The following is a 19248-nucleotide window of genomic DNA, read 5'->3' as shown; positions in this document are numbered from 1 at the left end:
CTGCGTGCCGACCATGACCATCTCTCGCACCGATCTTGCCGAACTGGCGGTATTTGCCGCCGTCGCCCGCCATCGCAGTTTCAGCAAGGCCGCCCTCGAACTCGGGGTCTCTGCCTCGGCCCTGAGCCACTCCCTAAAGGGGCTGGAGAGCCGCCTGGCGGTACGACTGCTCAATCGCAGCACTCGGGCTGTCGTGCCGACTGAAGCTGGCGAGCGCCTGCTGGCACAGTTGCTGCCAACCCTGGGACAGCTGGAGGAGGCCCTGGACGAGCTGAAGCACCACGCAGGCGAGCCCGTGGGCAAGCTGAAGATCTGTGCCCCCCGGGCCGCCATTCAGGAGATACTGACCCCGGTGCTCATCGACTATCTGGTGCGCTACCCGCGCATGCAGGTGGAGGTGGTGGAGCAGGAGCTGATGCCCCGCCTCATCGAGGACGGTTTCGACGCAGCCCTCTTCTACGGGGATCTGCTGCCCCAGGAGATGATCGCCGTGCCCCTCGGGCCCCCGCAGCGTTATCTGGTCGTGGGCTCACCCGCGTACCTGGCGAGGCGCGGCACGCCCCGACACCCCTCGGAGCTGAGCCAGCACGACTGCATCGGCTATCGGCTCACCCCCCATCATCACTATCGCTGGGACTTCGCCGCCAATGGAGAATTGCTGGAGATAGAGGTGGCGGGCCCCCTCACCACCAGCACGCCGGCCCTCTATCTGGGGGCGGCAGAGGCGGGGCTCGGGCTGGCTTATTGCGAGGAGGGGGAGGTAAAGGATGCCCTGGCGACGGGTCGGCTGGTCGCTGTTCTGGATGAGTGGAGCCCCACCTTCGCCGGCTTCAACCTCTTCTATCCCGGTCGGCACCAGCTGGGACAAGGGTTGCGTGCCCTCATCGACATGCTGAAGGCCCACTATCAGAGGCATTACTGATGAATCATGCTCATCAATTCATCAAGCAAATGGCCGATTATCAATAAAATGGCGTGAATTTACACTGTGACTTCTATCCTCGATCCAAAGAAGCACAGCGATGTCTGCCTATTTCATTCGACGCCAGCGGGCCATGACCCGCCGTTTCTGGGGCTATGCCCTCCCCTCCATCATGGCCATGCTGGTCTCCGGCGCCTACTACCTGGTGGACGGCATCTTCGTCGGCCATTACGTGGGAGCTGCCGGCCTCGCCGGCATCAACCTGGTCTATCCGGTCATCATGGTGCTGATCGGTCTCGCGGCCATGATCGCCATGGGGGCGGCGACCGCCATCTCCTTCCAGCAGGGCGCCAGGAACCTCGCTCTGGCGCGCCAGGCGCTGGTCAACGGGCTCTGGCTGCTGCTGTTGCTGGGGACAGTGGCCCCCCTGCTGCTGCACCACTGGCACCCTGACATCCTGCTGGCCCTGGGGATGGACCCCGGCACCGAGACCTGGCATCAGGCCAGCGACTACCTCACCTGGATAGGGGGAGGCACCCTGCTGCTGGCCAGCAATCTGGCGGTCCCCTACCTGCTGCGCAACGACGGCCGCCCCCGTCTCGCCATGGTGCTGGTGAGCGGCGGGGCCGTGCTCAACATCCTCCTGAACTACATCATGGTCGGCCGACTGGGGCTGGGCCTGACCGGCACGGCCCAGGCGACTCTCCTCTCCGAGGGGGTGGTCAGCCTCATCGGTCTGGGCTACTTCTTCACCCGCCATGCCAGGCTGCGTCTGGAGTGGCGCCAGCTGGTGCCCAGCTTGCCGGCCATGCCCAACCTGCTGTACACCGGGCTGCCGAGCCTCATCGCCCAGTTCAACCTGGGTCTGCTGCTGCTGCTGCACAACAGCCAGCTGATGGTGCACGGCTCGGTCAAGGATCTGGCGGGTTTCACCGTGGCCGGTTACACAGAGGCGGTCTTCATCGTCATCCTGCAGGGGCTGGCATTTGGCATCCAGCCCCTGGTCAGCCAGGCGGCCGGCGCCAGACGCCATCGCGACCTGAAGTTCCTGATGGAGATGGGGCTCAAGATCACGCTCGTTTACGGTCTGGCGGTCTGGCTGCTGATCCAGCTGCTGCCGCGCCAGGTGGCCATGCTCTACACCGGCGATCAGGATGGCGAGCTGCTGGCGGCTGCCATCAGCAGCCTGACCCTCAACCTTGGCGCCATTCCGCTGGAGGGGATCATCATGTTCGGCATCGTGCTGCTGCAGTCCATGGCCCGCACCCGGCAGGCCCTCGTCCTCTCGGTGGCCAAGACGGTGCTGCTGCTGCCGCTCATCTTCCTGCTGCCCCTCTGGTGGGGGCGCGAGGGCGTCCTGGTGGCCCAGCCCGCAACCGTGCTGCTACTGACCCCGCCCCTGTGCTGGCTGCTGTGGCGGGAGTGGCGGGCTCTGCTCCCCGTCGCCCCCAGGCGCCGTGCCCCTGCCCGGATGAGGACGCAGGCCGCGACCTCCTGACCTAGGCCCCAGACGATCGCCCATAAAAAAGTCCCCGCAAGCGGGGACTTTTGACGAGGGCGAAGCGGGCTTAGCAGTAGCCGTAACCCAGCAGGCGCTGGTAGCGCTGCTCCAGCAGCTGCTCGCTGTCAAGGGGACGCAGGGCCTCGAGGTCCTGCTTGATGCGGGCCTTGAGGTGCTGGGCCATCTTCTCCACGTCGCGGTGGGCGCCGCCAAGGGGCTCCTCGACGATGTTGTCGATGAGCTTGAGCTCTTTCAGGCGCTGGGCGGTGATGCCCATGGCATCCGCCGCCACCGAGGCCTTCTCGGCGCTCTTCCACAGGATGGAGGCGCACCCTTCCGGGGAGATGACGGAGTAGGTGGAGTACTGCAGCATGTTGACGCGATCGCCCACGCCGATGGCCAGGGCACCGCCGGAGCCGCCCTCACCGATCACGGTGCAGACCACCGGCACGGTCAGACCGGCCATGACTTTCAGGTTGCGGGCGATGGCCTCGGACTGACCACGCTCCTCGGCCCCCACGCCCGGGTAGGCACCCGGGGTGTCGATGAAGGTGATGATCGGCATCTTGAAGCGCTCGGCCATCTCCATCAGGCGCAGGGCCTTGCGGTACCCTTCCGGGCGCGGCATGCCGAAGTTGCGCTTGATCTTCTCCTTGGTCTCGCGACCCTTCTGGTGACCGATGATCATCACGGGCTCGCCGTCCAGACGGGCGATGCCGCCGACGATGGCCTTGTCATCGGCGTAGGCGCGATCGCCCGCCAGCTCGTCGAAGTCGGTGAAGATCTGCTCGATGTAGTCGAGGGTGTAGGGGCGCTGGGGATGACGCGCCATCTGGGACACCTGCCAGGCACCCAGATCGCCGAAGATCTTCTTGGTCAGCTCTTCGTTTTTCTTCTCCAGCCGGCGAATATCTTCGCTCAGATCCACGGCACTGTTGTGCTCGCTCACATGGCGAAGTTCATCGATCTGTGCCTGCAACTCGGCGATCGGCTGTTCAAAATCCAGAAAAAGACTCATAGGGACAATAGATCCTCTAATCAAAAACCAATTCAACCCGCTCTCGTCCAAGCAGGACTCGCAAGTCATCTATCAGTTGATCGGTGGGCGTCACCCGCCACTCGGTACCGAGCGTCAATCGCACCCGGGAGCCGGGGCGACGATAGTTTACCTGAACCGGACAGACTCCGGCACGGGCGGGCTCCAAAATCTCGCACAAACGCGGGAAAAAGCGCTCGTCAATGCGTTGTTCATCGAGGGAAATACGGATTGCCCTGGCAAAACGCTCCCTCGCATCGTTGATATCCAGCAATTCGCGGGCCGACATTTTAAGGCCACCGGAGAAGTCATCAAAGCTGACCTGTCCAGAAACCACTAAAATACGGTCTTTTTGCATCAATTCTTCGTATTTTTCCAGCGCTTCACTGAAGAGGGTCACGTCCAGACGGCCGGATCTGTCGTCCAGGGTGAAGATCCCCATCTTGTTGCCACGCTTGGTCACCATGCTGCGCGCCGCGATCACCAGGCCCGCCGCCGTGGTCACCGTATCCCGGGAGGTGGGATGCAGATCGCACAGCCGGCCCGAGGTGTAGCGACGCAGCTCGCCGCTGTACTGGTTGATGGGGTGACCGGTGAGGTAGAGCCCCAGGGTCTCCCGCTCTCCTTCCAGCCACACCTTGTCGGGCCAGTGCGGCACGTTGGCAAACGCCTTCTTGACGTCGTCGATCTCCTCGGTGAGCACGCCGAACATGTCGACCTGCCCCACCGCCTGGGCCTTGGCGTGCTGCTCGGCGGCGCGCATCGCCTCCTCCAGGGTCGCCATCAGGGCGGCGCGGTGGGGGCCGAGCCTGTCCATGGCGCCGGAGAGGATGAGCTTCTCCATCACCCGCTTGTTGAGCTTCTTGATGTCGACCCGGTTGCAGAAATCGAACAGGTCGCGGAACGGGCCGTCCCGATCCCGCGCCTCCAGGATCGCCTCGATGGGGCCTTCCCCCACCCCCTTCACCGCGCCGATGCCGTAGACGATGTGGCCGTCCTCGTTGACGCTGAAGCGGTAGCGGCCGGTATTGACGTCAGGGGGAATGACGGTCAGCCCCATGCGCTGGCACTCGTCCACTAGCGTCACTATCTTGTCGGTGTTGTCCATGTCCGCGGTCATGACCGCCGCCATGAACTCCGCCGGGAAGTGGGTCTTGAGCCAGAGGGTCTGGTAGGAGACCAGGGCATAGGCGGCGGAGTGGGACTTGTTGAAGCCGTAACCCGCGAATTTCTCCACCAGGTCGAAGATCTTCATCGCCAGCTCACCGTCGACGCCGTTCTTGATGGCGCCCTCCTCGAAGCCGGCCCGCTGCTTGGCCATCTCCTCGGGTTTTTTCTTGCCCATGGCCCGGCGCAGCATGTCCGCGCCCCCCAGGGTGTAGCCCGCCAGGGTCTGGGCAATCTGCATCACCTGTTCCTGGTAGAGAATGATGCCGTAGGTGGGCTCCAGGATGGGCTGAAGGCTCTCGTGCTGCCACTTCTCGTCCGGATAGGAGATGGCCTCATTGCCGTGCTTGCGGTCGATGAAGTTGTCCACCATGCCGGACTGGAGCGGGCCCGGACGGAACAGGGCCACCAGAGCGATCATGTCTTCGAAGCAGTCGGGCTGCAGGCGTTTGATGAGGTCCTTCATGCCGCGGGATTCGAGCTGGAACACCGCCGTGGTCTCGAAACGCTGCAGCAGGGCGAACGACTTCTTGTCATCGATGGGGATGGCGGCGATGTCCACCGGCGGCTTGCCCTCTTTGGCAAGACGGGGGTTTATCATGCCGAGCGCCCAGTCGATGATGGTGAGCGTGCGCAGCCCCAGGAAGTCGAACTTCACCAGACCCGCGTACTCCACGTCGTTCTTGTCGAACTGGGTGACCGGGTGGTGTCCCTCGTCGTCGCAATAGAGGGGCGCGAAGTCGGTGATCTTGGTGGGCGCGATCACCACGCCGCCGGCGTGCTTGCCGGCGTTGCGCACCACCCCTTCCAGGCGGCGCGCCATGTCGATGAGGTCCTTGACCTCCTCGTCCTGCTCGTAGAGCTCCGGCAGCTTGGGCTCGGCCTCGAACGCCTTGGCCAGCGTCATGCCGGGGTCCGGCGGAATGAGTTTCGAGATCCGGTCGACGAAACCGTAGGCGTGGCCCAGCACCCTTCCTACGTCCCGCACCACCGCCTTGGCCGCCATGCTGCCGAAGGTGATGATCTGGGAGACCGCCTCCCGGCCGTACATCTCGGAGACGTGTTCGATCACCTCGTCGCGCCTGTCCATGCAGAAGTCGACGTCGAAGTCGGGCATGGAGACCCGTTCGGGGTTCAGGAAACGTTCGAACAGGAGGTCAAATTCCAGCGGATCCAGATCGGTGATCTTGAGGGCGTAGGCCACCAGCGAGCCCGCCCCCGAGCCCCGGCCCGGACCGACGGGAATGCCGTTGTCCTTGGACCACTGGATAAACTCCATCACGATGAGGAAGTAACCGGGGAAGCCCATCTGGTTGATCACCTTGAGCTCGATGTCGAGACGATCGTCGTACTCGGGCCGGCGCTCGGCACGCACCGCGGGATCCGGGAACAGGAACTCGAGGCGCTCCTCGAGGCCCTCTTTCGATTTCATGACCAGGAAGTCTTCGGTGGTCATGTCGCCGGTGGGGAAGTTCGGCAGGAAGTATTCACCGAGGCGCACCGTCACGTTGCAGCGCTTGGCGATCTCCACCGTGTTCTCCAGCGCCTCCGGGATGTCGGCGAACAGCTCGCACATCTCTTCCTGGCTGCGCAGGTACTGCTGGGGGCTGTAACGGCGCGGGCGGCGCTTGTCCATCAGGGTGTAGCCATCGTGGATGGCGACCCGGATCTCGTGGGCGTCGAAGTCATCGGCCCCGAGGAACACCACCTCGTTGGTGGCCACCACCGGCAGCGCGAACTCGCTCGCGAGGTTCACCGCCATGTGCAGGTAGACCTCCTCGTCCGGGCGACCGGTACGCAGCAGCTCCAGATAGTAGGCATCGGGGAAGTGGGTCTGGTAGAAGGCGAGGCACTGCTCCACCATCTGGCGGTTGCCCTTGAGCAGGAACTTGCCCACGTCTCCCTCGCGACCGCCGGAGAGCACAATCACCCCCTTGGCATGCTCGGCGAGCCAGGCCTTGTCGATGACCGGCCGTCCCTGCACATGACCGCGCTGATAGCCCCGGGAGATGAGCAGGGTGATGTTCTGGTAGCCGTCGTTGTCCATGGCCAGCAGGGTGAGACGGAACTGCTCGTCGCCTAGCTCGTCGCTCTGCACCCAGAAGTCGGCGCCAACCAGGGGCTTGATCCCCTTGCCGTGGGCGCTGCCGTAGAAGCGCACCAGGCCGCACATGTTCATCTGGTCGGTCAGGGCCAGGGCCGGCATGTTGTTGGCGGCGGCGGCCGAGACGATGGGCCCTATCTTCTGCAGACCGTCGACCATGGAGAAGTCGGAGTGGACACGCAGATGGATGAAACGGGGGTCAGCCATGGTTATCCCCTCTCGTGGCGCCAGCTGGCGCGAATGTCGTCATGCAGACAGCGTGGCATGGGTTATTCGATCCCCAGGGCGCGGCGCACCGGTTTGAAACTCTGCCGGTACTCGGGCAGGGGCCCACGCTCGGCCAGGATGGCGAGGTGCTCAGGCGTAGGGTAGCCCTTGTGACGGGCGAAGCCGTACTCCGGATGGCGGGCGTCGAGCTCGCTCATCTCGGCGTCCCGGGTCACCTTGGCGAGGATGGAGGCGGCGCTGATGGCGGCCACCAGGCTGTCCCCCTTGACCACGGCGCGGGCTTCCATTGGCAGAGCCGGGCAGCGGTTGCCGTCGATGAAGACCAGCTCGGGCGTGACCCTGAGCCCCGCCACGGCGCGCTGCATCGCCAGCATGGTGGCGTGCAGGATATTGAGCTCGTCGATCTCTTCCGGGCTGGCGCGCCCGATGGCATAGGCCAGCGCCTTCTCCCGGATCTCGTCGAACAGGGCCAGCCGCTTCTTCTCGGAGAGCTTCTTGGAGTCGGCAAGGCCGGCGATGGGATTGGCGGGATCCAGGATCACCGCGGCGGTGACCACGTCCCCCACCAGGGGACCGCGGCCCACCTCGTCCACGCCGGCAATCAGCTTGTCTTCGGGAATATCGATCGTCATCTCATAGCCTTGAATCAAAACCGGCCCCGCAGGGCCAGTATCAGCACAATATCGCGTGGCGCACAGGGCCGGCTAGCGTTCCAGCAGCGCGGCCACCGCCTCGGCGGCCTGCACGTCGGCATTGCAGCGGATCTTCTCGTGCAACTTGGTGAAGGTGGCGATGAGTTCGCTGTTGTCGTGCTCCAGCAACTTGCTTACCTCTTCCACCAGATTGGCCGGGGTGCACTCGTGCTGGATGAGCTCGGGCACCAGCATCCTGTCCGCCAGCAGATTGGGCAGGGAGACATAGTCCGTCTTCACCAGCCACTGGGCCAGCCAGTAGCTGAAGGGTTTGAGCTTGTAGCCCACCACCATGGGTTTTTTCACCAGCATGGCTTCGAGGGCCGCGGTGCCGGAAGCGAGCATCACCACGTCGGCGGCGATCATGGCCTCGCGACCCTGACCATCCAGCAACACCATGTCGAGATCCGGCGCAATCTCTTCCTTGATGGCCAGGAACTGCTCGCGCCGCTTCTGGTTGACCAGAGGCACGATGAAGCCGAGATCCGGGCAGTGCACCGTCAGGTGCTTGCAGGCCTCGAGGAAGACCGGCGACATGAAGTCCACCTCGGCGTGGCGGCTGCCCGGCAGCACCGCCAGCCAGCGGCGGGCGGGATCGATGCCGAGTTCCTTGCGCACGGCCGCCTGATCCGGCACCAGGGGAATGTCATCCGCCATGGTGTGGCCGACGAAGCGGCAGGGGGCGTCGAAGCGGTCGTAGAAGGCCTTCTCGAATGGCAGGAAGGCGAGCACCATGTCGGTGGCCGCCTTGATCTTGTGAATGCGGCCCTGACGCCAGGCCCACACGGAGGGGCTGACATAGTGGACCGTCTTGATACCGGCGCGGCGCAGTTTCAGCTCCACCCCGATATTGAAATCCGGTGCATCCACGCCGACGAACACGTCGGGAGGATTGGCAATGAAGTGGCGCAGCAGTTCGCGGCGCACCTGCAGGATGCGGGGCAGACGGCCCAGCACCTCGGCGATGCCCATGACGGAGAGCTCCTCCATCTCGAACAGCGCCTTGACGCCCAGGGCCTGCATGCGCGGCCCGGCGATCCCCTCGAACTGCGCGTCCGGATAGCGACGCTGCAGTTCGCGCACCAGCCCTGCGGCCAGGATGTCGCCGGAGGCCTCTCCGGCAACGATGCCGATGCGAATGGGCTTAGGCACGGATGATCCCGCGCTCGTTGTCTTTGAGGAAATCGACGTAGAGCTGGACGGCAGGCTCGGACTGGGCCATCTCGCTCAGCACCGGCAGCACCTCTTCGATGGTCTTGCCGGAGCGGAAGATCTCCTTGTAGGCGCGCTTGACGGCGGAGATCGCCTCAGGCGTGAAGCCACGGCGACGCAGCCCCTCGGAGTTGACCCCGAACGGCTTGGCGTAGTTGCCAGCGGCCATCACGTAAGGCGGCACGTCCTTGTTCAGGGCGGCGCAGCCACCGACGAAGGCGTGGGAGCCGACGCGGCCGAACTGGTGAATGGCGGACAGACCGCCGAAGATCACGAAGTCGCCGATATGCACGTGGCCCGCCAGGGTCGCGTTGTTCGCGAAGATGCAGTTGTCACCGATGATGCAGTCGTGGGCCACGTGAACGTTGACCATGAACAGGTTGCCGCTGCCCACCTTGGTCAGGCTCTGATCCTGGGTGGTGCCACGGTGCACGGTGCAGTTCTCGCGAAACACGTTGTTGTCGCCGATCTCGAGGAAGGTGCGCTCGCCGGCGTACTTCTTGTCCTGGCAATCCTCACCGATGGAGGTGTGCTGGAAGATCTTGTTGCCACGACCGATCCTGGTCGGCCCCTTGATCACCACATGGGAGCTGACCCAGGTGTTGTCGCCGATTTCCACCTCGGCACCGATGACGGAAAAGGGGCCGATTTCAACCCCTTTACCGATGACGGCAGACTCATGGACGATGGCGGTATCGTGGATGATGGCAGTCTGGTCGATCACGGTTATACCTCGCGTTTGGCGCACATCAGTTCGGCAGTACAGACCACTTCACCGTCGACGGTGGCGACACCGGTGAACTTGGCAATGCCGCGGCGCTCCTTCAGGAACTCTACGTCCAGCACCAGCTGATCGCCAGGTCCGACAGGGCGCTTGAAGCGGGCGTTGTCGATGGAGGCAAAGTAATAGAGCTCGTTGGGGGACGGTTTGCCCACCATGGTAAAGGCCAGGATACCGGTGGCCTGGGCCATGGCTTCCAGGATCAGCACGCCGGGGAACACCGGCTTGGCCGGGAAGTGGCCCTGGAAGATCGGCTCGTTGAACGAGACGTTCTTGATGGCGCGCAGGGTCTTGCGCTCATCGCTGATCTCGTAATTTTCCACCTTGTCCACCATCAGGAACGGATAACGGTGGGGCAGCAGATCCATGATTTCCTGGATGCCCAGGCTCTTCTTTTCAGTAGTCAAAACAGTACCCTATACCAATCGTGATTATTCTTGATCCAGCTTTTTCTCAAGCTTGCTCAACCGCTTGTGCATCTCTTCGATACGCATCACCCGGGCAGCGGTCTTGCGCCACTCTTTATTGGTTTGCAGGGGGATGCCGGAAGAGTAGATACCGGGCTCGGTAATGGGCCGCATGACCATGGCCATACCGGTGACGGTAGCCTGGTCGCAGATCTCCATGTGCCCGTTGAAGACGGAGGCGCCGCCAATGATACAGTATTTGCCGACCTTGAGACTACCGGCCATCACGGTGGAGCCCGCCACGGCGGTACCGTAGCCGATCTCGACGTTATGGGCGATCTGGCACTGGTTGTCGATGATGACGTTGTCGGCGATGCGGGTATCTTCCAGCGCACCACGGTCGATGGTGGTGCAGGCACCGATCTCGACCCGGTTGCCGATGGTCACGCCACCGAGCTGGGGGATCTTGATCCACTCGCCACGCTCGTTGGCATAGCCAAAACCGTCGGCCCCGATCACGGTTCCGGCTTGCACCAGACAATCCGTGCCCAGGGTCACGTTGTGATAGAGGGTGACGTTGGCCCACAACCGGGAGCGCGCGCCCAGTCGGGTGTGCTTGCCAACGAAACAGCCCGGACCGATGCGGACATCGTCACCCAGCACCACGCCGGATTCGATGACCGCATTGGCACCGATGGCCACTCTCTCGCCCAGTTGCACGTCCGCCGCGATGACGGCGCTCGGATGAATATCCATGGCCGGCTGCGGCGTGGTGTCCAGCAGTTGGGCTACCCGGGCAAAGCCCACATAGGGGTCTTTGAGCACCAGGGCATTGGTGGGGCAAAACGGCAGGTCTGCCTCGGTGATGAGCACGGCAGTCGCCTTGCTCTGCTCCAGGAAATGCCGGTACTTTTTGTTGGACAGGAAGGCGATCTCCCCCTCCCCGGCTTTTTCCAGTGTCGCGACCTTGCGAATTTCCCGGGTCCCATCCCCATGGACCTCGGCCCCCAGTTGCTGGGCCAGCTGTGCGAGAGTGAATGCCATCAATTAGTTGCTCTTGCTAACCTGAGAAATAACCTGGCCGGAGATGTCCAGCTTGCTGGCGGCATAGGGGGCAGCGTTGCGCTCCAGCACCAGATCGTAGCCATTGCTCTTGGCGATGGAGTCGATGGCAGCCTGTACCTTGGTCAGGATCTTGTTGCGCTCTTCAGACTGGCGACGGCCATTGTCACGCTCGAATGCCTGGCGCTTCTGGTTGAACTCCATCTGCAGCTTGGCCAGCTTCTCCTGGTTCTGCTTCTTCTGCTCGTTGCTCATGAAGGCTTCGTCCTTCTTGAACTTCTCGACCAGCGCCTGGCCGTCGGACTCCAGCTTCTGCAGCTCGCGCATGCGCGGTTCGAATTCACCTTTCAGCTTCTTGGCAACGGCTTCACGCTGGGGCAGTTTCTGGAACACTTCGGCCATGTCGACCACAGCGATCTTGGTCTCGGCCCAGGCGGAACCCATGCCGGCAGCCATCAGTGCAAAACTCAAACCAGCTACTTTCAACGCTTTATTCACACTAACTCCTTGGTCCCTCGGTCGAGGGCTACCTGATTTACCTGATTGTGCAAGCGATCCACATGACCGTCTTGTTACCTGGTGAGGCACGCACACCGCGTGACCCATCATATTTCCCCCGCCGCAGCGGGGGGTCGTCCGCCTTTAGAAGGTACGGCCGATGTTGAAGGAGAAGACTTCGGTATCGTCCCCTTCGTATTTCTTGATCGGTTTCGCCAACACGAACACCAGGGGCCCCATGGGGGAGAGCCACTGCAGCGACAGGCCGGTCGACACCCGGATGTTGCTGGGGTCGGAGTAGTCCATCAGATAGCTACAGCCGCTGAAGCAACGGTTCTCGTAATCGCTGTAGTCGAAGGTGGTGTCCCACACTGTACCCGCATCGACGAAGAAGCTGGTCCGCAGCTGGGGCTGATAGCTTTCAGAGGCGAACGGCGTCGGCACTATCATCTCGAAGGAGGCGACCGCCAGGGCATTGCCCCCCACCGAGCTGTCGGTACCCTGGATCACGTCGTTACCGCCCAGGTTGTAGTAGTAGAGCGCCTTCGGACCCACGGTGTTGCTCTTGAAGCCGCGCAGGGTGTCAAAGCCACCGGCGTAGTAGTTCTCGAAGAACGGCAGGACGTGCTCATAGTCACCGTTGCTGCCATAACCGTTGCCGTAGGAGGCGCGGGCCTTGGCCAGCATGACCCACTTGTGGTCCGCATCGAGCGGGAAGTAATGGGAGTCTTCGGCGTTGAGCTTGAAGTACTGCAGATCCATGCCCGGCACCGTCACCTTGGCGTTCACGCGCTGACGGTCACCGGCAGTCGGGAACTGGCCCTTGTTGAGGGTGGAACGGGTCCAGCCAGCGGTGACGTCGACGGTGTTGAACACCATGCGGTTGTCACCGTCCAGGTTGGCTTGATACACCTTCCAGAACTCATCCACCTGCACATAGGGGTTGGGCTGGGAGAGCTTGTTGTTCTCGTAGCCGAGGCTGAAGTCGAGACGGTTGTTCTCGTTGACCGGGAAACCGCTGGAGAGACGGAAACCTATGGTGGTGTTCTCGTAATCCACGATGTTGGCGTCGGCCGCACTGAACTTGTTGTAGTAGAGGCGGCCGCCCAGGCTGACCCCATCGACGGTGAAGTAGGGATCGTTGTAGCTCAGATCGATGTTCTTCGAGTAGTCGTTGGTGCTGGCGTTGATGCCGATCTTCTTGCCGGTCCCCATGAAGTTGTCCTGCTGCAGGCCAGCCTGCAGGCTCAGGCCCGACTCGGTACCGTAGCCGACACCAGCGTTGATGGAGCCGGCAGGCTGCTCCTTGACCTTGAAGTCGAGGTCGACCTGGTCATCGCTGCCCGGTACCCGCTTGGTATCCACTTCTGCGGTTTCGAAGAAGCCGAGGCGGTTGAGACGGGTCTTGGACTGCTCCACGTTGTCGGAGGAGAGCCAGGTGCCTTCCATCTGGCGCATCTCGCGACGCAGCACTTCGTCCTTGGTGGTGACGTTGCCGCTGAAGTTGATGTTGCGCACATAGACACGGGGGCCCGGCTCCACGTTGACGATGAGCTCGACTTCCTTGGTCTGGTCATTGATCTGGGGGAAGGTGACCACTTTCGGATAGGCGTAACCGTAACGACCGAGGAACTTGGAGAGCACCTCTTCGGTGTGGGTCACCTGGCTGGCGGAATAGACGCTGCCGGCCTCGATGGGGATGAGCCCCTTCATGTCGCCACCGCGATCGATGAGGTCGCCCTTGAGCTGGACGCCGGAGACCTTGTACTGCTCCCCTTCCTTGATGTTGAGGGTGACGTAGACCCCTTTCTTGTCAGGGGTCATGGAGACCTGGGTGGACTCCTGGGTGAAACGGATGTAGCCGCGGTCCATGTAGTAGGAGCGCAGCACTTCGAGGTCACCCGCCAGCTTCTGTTTCTGATAACGCTGGTCGCCGGTGAAGTTCCACCAGGGCACGTCGTCCTTGAGGGAGAGTTGGGCCAGCAGCTTCTCTTCCGGGAAGACGTTGTTGCCGACGATGTTGATCTGCTGGATCTTGGCGGCCTGACCTTCCACGAAGGTGAACTTGAGGTCGACCCGGTTGCGCGGCAGCGGGGTGACGATGGCCTTGACCTTGGCGGAGTACTTGCCCACGCCGTAGTAGAAATCTTCCAGCCCCTTCTCGAGGGAGCTCAGCACGGTGCGATCCAGGGGATCACCGACCCGGATGCCGGAGGACTCCAGGCTCTGGGTCAGCTGCTCTTCCTTGATGTCCTTGTTGCCGGAGAATTCGATGCTGGAGATGGTCGGGCGTTCCTTGACCACGACCTGCAGCACCTGACCGTCACGATAGACCTTGACGTCTTCGAAGTTGCCTGAGGCATAGAGCTTCTTGATGGCGTTCGCCAGGGCCACGGAATCGACGGAATCACCGACCCGCACCGGCAGATTCAACAGGGCGGCACCCAGGGTCACCCGTTGCAGGCCCTCGACCTGAATGTCTTGCACCACAAAAGAGGCCGGGGCAGCCTGAGCCAGGAAGCTAGCCCCCAGCAGGCAACTCAACACCAATGCTTTTTTAACAGCCATTTTGTTCTTATGTGTCCTTGTTGATGCTCTGGCCTCAGAGGCGAGCGAAATCATTAAACAGCGCAATGCCCATCAGTAACATCAGAATGGCGGCGCCTATCCTGAACCCAACTTCCTGAATTTTTTCCGGTACCGGCTTGCCGGTGACCGCCTCGATGAGGAAATAGACCAAGTGGCCACCATCCAGTACCGGCAGGGGAAACAGGTTGATGATCCCCAGGTTGACGCTGATGAGTGCCAGGAACCCGAGGAAATAGACCAACCCGTAATCGGCGCTGCTGCCGGCCCCCTTGGCGATGGAGATGGGGCCACTCAGATTGTCCAGGGAGACGATGCCACCGATCAGCTTGCCTATCATGTCGAAGGTCAGGGTGATCAGGCTCCAGGTCTTCTGGACCCCGTGCCACAAGGCCTGTAAAGGCCCATACTGTAACAGAGTTCGATACTCATCCGGTAATGGAACCAGTTGCGGCGACAACCCCACAAAGCCCACCAGCTGGCCACGTACTTTCTTGGCATCCGGGGTCAGGGTCAGGGTGATATCGCTGCCCGCCCGCTCGACGGTCACCTGCATCTGCTGTTCCGGCGACTGCTGCACCCGCTCGACAAACTGTGCCCATTCGGTGATGGCTTGTCCATCGACCCCTTTGATGCGATCCCCTATCTGAAGACCGGCCTTCTCGCTGGCGCTCGACGGCACCACAGCCTCCACCACGGGCAGCACCTTGCCGCCGAGAGGCACTATCCCCAGGCTCCCGATGGGGGACTCCTTGTCCGGATCGAACGTCCAGCCCTCGAGCTGGAGCGTCTTGTCCACGGCGTAGCTAGTGCCGGTCGCCTTGAGCTTGAGCTGCACCGACTTGTCGCCAAGGTGGCTGATGAGGGCATAGGTCACGCTCTCCCAGTCCCCTGTCTCCTCGCCGCCGACGCCGACGATCTCCATGCCGGGCTCGATGCCGGCCTGAGCCACGATGGAGGCGGGGCGCACCTCGCCGACCACCGGCTTGACGCTCGGCACCCCGATCATGAACATCAGCCAGAAGGCGAACAGGGCGAACACAAAGTTGGCCATGGGGCCGGCCGCGACGATGGCCATTCGTGCCCAGACGCTCTTGTGGTTGAAGGCGTACTGCTCCTCGCCCGGCTTGAGCTCGTCGACCCGCCCATCCAGCATCTTGACGTAGCCACCGAGGGGAATGAGCGCCAGCACGTACTCGGTACCGTCCTTGCCGAGCCGGCGCCAGATCGCCTTGCCAAACCCGATGGAGAAACGCTCCACCTTGACACCACAGCGACGGGCGACCCAGAAGTGACCAAACTCATGCACCGCCACCAGCAGCCCGAGGGCGACGATGAAGGCGCCGATATTCCACAACACGCCGCCCATCAGTGCGTCACCTCAACGGCAGCAAGAGGGGCGTCACACCAACGCGCTTCATTCATCGGGCAAGTACCTCTATCAGTTGCTGGGCACGGGCACGGGCCGTACCGTCCAGGGCGATCAGATCCGCCAGCGAGCCCGCGGCACTCGTGCCCAGCTCGGCCATGACGGATTCATTGATTCTGGCAATATCCATAAATCCAATCCGCTCTGCAAGAAAAGCCGCGACGGCCTCTTCGTTGGCGGCATTGAGGGAAGTGGTCGCCGCCTGCCCCTGCTGGCAGGCCGTCATGGCAAGCTGCAGACAGGGGTAGCGCGCGTAGTCGGGCCGGATAAAGCTGAATTCTCCGACACTGAAGAAATCCAAAGGTTCCACGCCAGACTCAATCCTGGCCGGGTAAGCCAAGGCGTGGGCGATGGGGGTGCACATGTCCGGGTTGCCAAGCTGGGCCAGGACGGAGCCGTCCTTGTACTGCACCATGGAGTGGATGACCGACTGGGGATGGATCACCACCTGGATTTGTTCAGGTGCCGCATTGAACAACCAGCGCGCCTCTATGTACTCCAGCCCCTTGTTCATCATGGTGGCGGAGTCCACCGAGATCTTGGCCCCCATGGACCAGTTGGGATGCGCCACCGCCTGGGCAGGGGTGACGTGGGCCAGCTCGCCGATGTCGGTGTAGCGGAAGGGGCCGCCGGAGCCGGTCAGCAGGATCTTGCTGATGCCGGCGCCTGCCAGATCGCAAAAGCCCGGCTGGCGCTGGATGACCTCGGGCAGACACTGGAAGATCGCGTTGTGTTCACTGTCGATGGGCAGCAGCTCAGCACCGTGGGCGCGCACCGCCTCCATAAAGAAGGCCCCGGACATCACCAGCGCCTCCTTGTTGGCCAGCAGGATCCGCTTGCCGGCGCGCACGGCAGCCATGGTGGGCGCCAGCCCCGCCGCCCCGACGATGGCCGCCATCACGCTGTGTGCCTCGGGATGAGCGGCCACGTCGCACAGGGCGGCCTGGCCTGAGAGCACCCGGGTGGAGCAGCCGTGAGCCTTGAGCCGGCCCGCCAGATCGCTGGCAGCCGCCTCGTCCACCATGACGGCGAAGCGGGGAGAGAATTCGAGGCAGTCCCGCAGCATGGCGTCCACGCTGCGGGCCGCGGTCAGCGCCAGCACCTGCCAGCGCCCGGGATTTTGTCGCAGTACCTTGAGGGTGCTCTGACCGATGGAGCCGGACGCTCCCAGGATCACCAGGTTATGCATCAAGACTCCTGAATGGGTATCAGACTGATGGAGCGGGACGCTCCCGGGATCATCAGTGCGCGAGGCATCAAAACTCCTGACCGAGCAACAGGTAGCTGAGCAGGAACACCGGCAGGGCCGCCGTCAGGCTGTCGATGCGATCGAGGATGCCGCCGTGGCCTGGCAACAGGGTACCGGAATCCTTGATGCCGGCCTCCCGCTTGAACATGCTCTCGGTGAGATCACCGAGTACGGATGCCAGCACCGCCAGCAGGGAGCAGAGCAGCACTGTCACCATCTTGGCAGGCACGAACCCCATGAACCAGGTCACGCCCACGGCCAGAAGGCTGGCGGTGAACAGGCCGCCCAGCATGCCTTCGATGGTCTTGCCCGGGCTGACGGACGGTGCCAGCTTGTGCTTGCCGAACGCCTTGCCGAAGAAATACGCGCCAGAATCTGCCGCCCAGACCAGCCCCATCACGAACAGCAGGATCCAGGCCCCCATCATGGGGTCGTGGTAGAAGTTGTAGCCACGGATGGCCACCAGGGACCAGAAGAAGGGCACCAGGGTCACCAGGCCGAACAGGGACTTGAGCCAGATGGACTCTCGCCACAGCCTGGCACTGCGCGGGTAGCGCAGCACCAGCAGCAGCCCCAGCAGCCACCAGCTGACGGCGGTCCAGAGCACGCCCATCACCAGCGGATGCAGTTGGGGGATCCAGAGTTGTTCCACCGGCACCCAGAACAGGCTGGCCCCGAGCAACAGGCAGAACACCAGCGGCAGCCACTGCTGCGGCTGGGCAGAAACGAAGGCACTCCACTCACGGCTCGCCAGCAGAAAGACCAGGGCGGCGAGCAGGGCAAAGAATTTCAATGGCAGGAAAAACAGCGCCCCCAACACCAGGGGCACTAACAGTAGTGCTGTAATAATTCGTTGTTTTAGCAAAAGAAACCTCTCTCTTGGGAGCGGGGTTTAGCCGGTCTGTTGCGCGGCGATCAATTCCCGGATCTGTTCACCCGTACACCCAAAACGACGCTCGCGAGCAACGAAGGAGGCAACTGCCCCACTGAACTCGGCCTCGTCGAAATCGGGCCACAGGACCGGGGTAAAATAGAGTTCCGCATAGGCAAGCTGCCACAACACGAAGTTGCTGATGCGATGATCCCCACCGGTGCGGATCAGCAGATCCACCGGCGGCAGGTCGGCCATGCAGACCTCGCGTCCCAGTGCAGCCTCGTCGACCGCCTCGGCATCCAGCTCGCCTGCGGCCACGGCCCGGGCCAGCTTGCGGGCCGCCTGGGCGATGTCCCACTGACCGCCATAGTTGGCGGCGATGTTGAGGGTCAACCCCCGGTTGTCGGCGGTCAGGGCCTCGGCCTTGGCGATCTTGGTCTGCAATCGTTCACTAAAACGAGAGATATCGCCGATCACCTTGAGACGGATCCCGTTTTCGTGCAGTTTTTGTACCTCACGCCCCAGCACTGTCATGAAGAGCTCCATGAGGGCATTGACCTCCCCCTCGGGGCGGCGCCAGTTTTCGCTGGAAAACGCAAACAGGGTCAGCGCCTCCATCTTGGCACGGGCGGCAAAGGACACGGCCTCACGCACGGATTTCACGCCCGCCTTGTGACCGGAGACCCGCATCTTGCCGCGGTTCTGGGCCCAGCGACCATTGCCATCCATGATGATGGCGACGTGACGAGGCAAGGACGAGCCGGCGCTATCGCCAAGCGCAGCCAAAAGCGACATTCATTTCTCCCACAAAGACAAAAGCGCCGTGCAGGGGCACTACACGGCGCTCGTAATATACCTGTCGGAGGCTTAGATTTCCATTAGCTCCTTTTCCTTCGCAACCAGGGCGTCATCCACCAGCTTGATGAAGGTATCGGTCAGCTTCTGGATCTCTTCCTGGGCACGACGGTCGTCGTCTTCGGAGATCTCTTTGTCTTTGAGCAGGGCCTTCAGGTCGGCGTTGGCATCGCGACGGATGTTGCGAATGGCGACGCGGGCACCTTCGGCTTCGGCACGGACGATCTTGGTCAGATCGCGGCGACGCTCTTCGGTCAGCGGCGGCAGCGGCACGCGCAGGGTCTGGCCGTTGCTGGACGGGTTCAGGCCCAGATCGGAGGTCAGGATGGCTTTTTCCACCGCCTGGATCATGGAGCGATCGAAGATGGAAATGGAGAGGGTACGGGCATCTTCTGCCACCACGTTGGCCAACTGCTTCAGAGGAGTGGCAGCACCGTAATACTCCACCTGGATGCCGTCGAGCAGGCTCGGGTGAGCACGACCGGTACGGATCTTGGACATCTGGGTCTTGAGCGACTCTACGCTTTTGCCCATGCGGTCCTTGGCGTCGTTTTTAATCTCGTTGATCACAGTGGTTTTCCTTTTGGCGAACGAGCCGGCGGGCGGCCCGTATCTATCTTGTTGACTGGCGTAATGGACAAGCGA

Annotated in this window: 16 protein-coding genes; 2 read left to right on the top strand and 14 right to left on the bottom strand. The window is 62.5% G+C overall.

Going from position 1 to position 19248, the window contains the following annotated elements; translation table 11 throughout:
• Positions 1-13 precede the first annotated feature (13 nt).
• Both J9885_RS03455 and J9885_RS03450 read left to right on the top strand, forming a co-directional pair.
• Positions 14-922 carry a LysR family transcriptional regulator gene (locus tag J9885_RS03455; RefSeq protein WP_210548101.1) on the top strand — a complete coding sequence of 303 codons (909 nt, stop codon included), beginning with the start codon at positions 14-16 and terminating at the stop codon, positions 920-922.
• Positions 923-1022: 100 nt separating this feature from the next.
• Positions 1023-2420, top strand: a complete 1398-nt coding sequence (locus J9885_RS03450; RefSeq protein WP_210548100.1) for an MATE family efflux transporter — start codon at positions 1023-1025, stop codon at positions 2418-2420.
• Between the two features lie 70 nt (positions 2421-2490).
• Here J9885_RS03450 and accA read toward each other — a convergent pair whose 3' ends face one another.
• The 14 genes from accA to frr all read right to left on the bottom strand — a co-directional run bounded on the left by accA (position 2491) and on the right by frr (position 19173).
• Positions 2491-3441 (bottom strand): acetyl-CoA carboxylase carboxyl transferase subunit alpha, encoded by a 951-nt coding sequence (gene accA / locus J9885_RS03445; RefSeq protein ID WP_043758744.1) that lies wholly within the window; start codon positions 3439-3441, stop codon positions 2491-2493.
• A gap of 16 nt (positions 3442-3457) precedes the next feature.
• Entirely contained in the window at positions 3458-6937 is a 3480-nt protein-coding gene (gene dnaE / locus J9885_RS03440) for a DNA polymerase III subunit alpha (protein ID WP_210548099.1), read from the bottom strand.
• A gap of 62 nt (positions 6938-6999) precedes the next feature.
• Positions 7000-7590 carry a ribonuclease HII gene (gene rnhB / locus J9885_RS03435; RefSeq protein WP_043758730.1) on the bottom strand — a complete coding sequence of 197 codons (591 nt, stop codon included), beginning with the start codon at positions 7588-7590 and terminating at the stop codon, positions 7000-7002.
• 72 nt (positions 7591-7662) lie between these two features.
• Entirely contained in the window at positions 7663-8802 is a 1140-nt protein-coding gene (lpxB, locus tag J9885_RS03430; RefSeq protein ID WP_043758728.1) for a lipid-A-disaccharide synthase, read from the bottom strand.
• On the bottom strand, positions 8795-9586 hold the full coding sequence (gene lpxA / locus J9885_RS03425; RefSeq protein WP_081843632.1) for an acyl-ACP--UDP-N-acetylglucosamine O-acyltransferase: 792 nt from the start codon (positions 9584-9586) through the stop codon (positions 8795-8797). Before lpxA ends, lpxB begins: the two co-directional genes overlap by 8 nt.
• A 2-nt stretch (positions 9587-9588) precedes the next feature.
• On the bottom strand, positions 9589-10050 hold the full coding sequence (gene fabZ, locus J9885_RS03420) for a 3-hydroxyacyl-ACP dehydratase FabZ (RefSeq protein WP_010673414.1): 462 nt from the start codon (positions 10048-10050) through the stop codon (positions 9589-9591).
• A 24-nt stretch (positions 10051-10074) separates the two neighbouring features.
• Complete coding sequence (lpxD, locus tag J9885_RS03415) at positions 10075-11094, bottom strand: UDP-3-O-(3-hydroxymyristoyl)glucosamine N-acyltransferase (protein WP_210548098.1); 1020 nt, start codon at positions 11092-11094, stop codon at positions 10075-10077.
• Positions 11095-11097: 3 nt separating this feature from the next.
• Positions 11098-11610: an OmpH family outer membrane protein gene (locus J9885_RS03410; RefSeq protein ID WP_043758725.1), complete on the bottom strand. Its 513-nt coding sequence runs from the start codon at positions 11608-11610 to the stop codon at positions 11098-11100.
• 144 nt (positions 11611-11754) lie between these two features.
• Positions 11755-14178 (bottom strand): outer membrane protein assembly factor BamA, encoded by a 2424-nt coding sequence (gene bamA / locus J9885_RS03405; protein WP_210548097.1) that lies wholly within the window; start codon positions 14176-14178, stop codon positions 11755-11757.
• Between the two features lie 34 nt (positions 14179-14212).
• Positions 14213-15565 (bottom strand): sigma E protease regulator RseP, encoded by a 1353-nt coding sequence (rseP, locus tag J9885_RS03400; protein WP_134695732.1) that lies wholly within the window; start codon positions 15563-15565, stop codon positions 14213-14215.
• A 52-nt stretch (positions 15566-15617) separates the two neighbouring features.
• Positions 15618-16814 carry a 1-deoxy-D-xylulose-5-phosphate reductoisomerase gene (gene ispC / locus J9885_RS03395; RefSeq protein WP_210548096.1) on the bottom strand — a complete coding sequence of 399 codons (1197 nt, stop codon included), beginning with the start codon at positions 16812-16814 and terminating at the stop codon, positions 15618-15620.
• Positions 16815-16881: 67 nt separating this feature from the next.
• A complete protein-coding gene (locus J9885_RS03390) occupies positions 16882-17739 on the bottom strand; it encodes a phosphatidate cytidylyltransferase (RefSeq protein ID WP_210548095.1) in 858 nt (285 codons plus the stop codon).
• 27 nt (positions 17740-17766) lie between these two features.
• On the bottom strand, positions 17767-18543 hold the full coding sequence (gene uppS, locus J9885_RS03385) for a polyprenyl diphosphate synthase (RefSeq protein WP_210548094.1): 777 nt from the start codon (positions 18541-18543) through the stop codon (positions 17767-17769).
• Positions 18544-18615: 72 nt separating this feature from the next.
• Positions 18616-19173 (bottom strand): ribosome recycling factor, encoded by a 558-nt coding sequence (gene frr, locus J9885_RS03380; RefSeq protein ID WP_043758714.1) that lies wholly within the window; start codon positions 19171-19173, stop codon positions 18616-18618.
• Positions 19174-19248 lie beyond the last annotated feature (75 nt).

Source organism: Aeromonas sp. SrichE-2G (genome assembly GCF_017939565.1).
GTDB classification, from domain to species: Bacteria; Pseudomonadota; Gammaproteobacteria; order Enterobacterales; family Aeromonadaceae; genus Aeromonas; species Aeromonas taiwanensis.
This window is presented reverse-complemented; position numbering and strand designations above follow the sequence as displayed.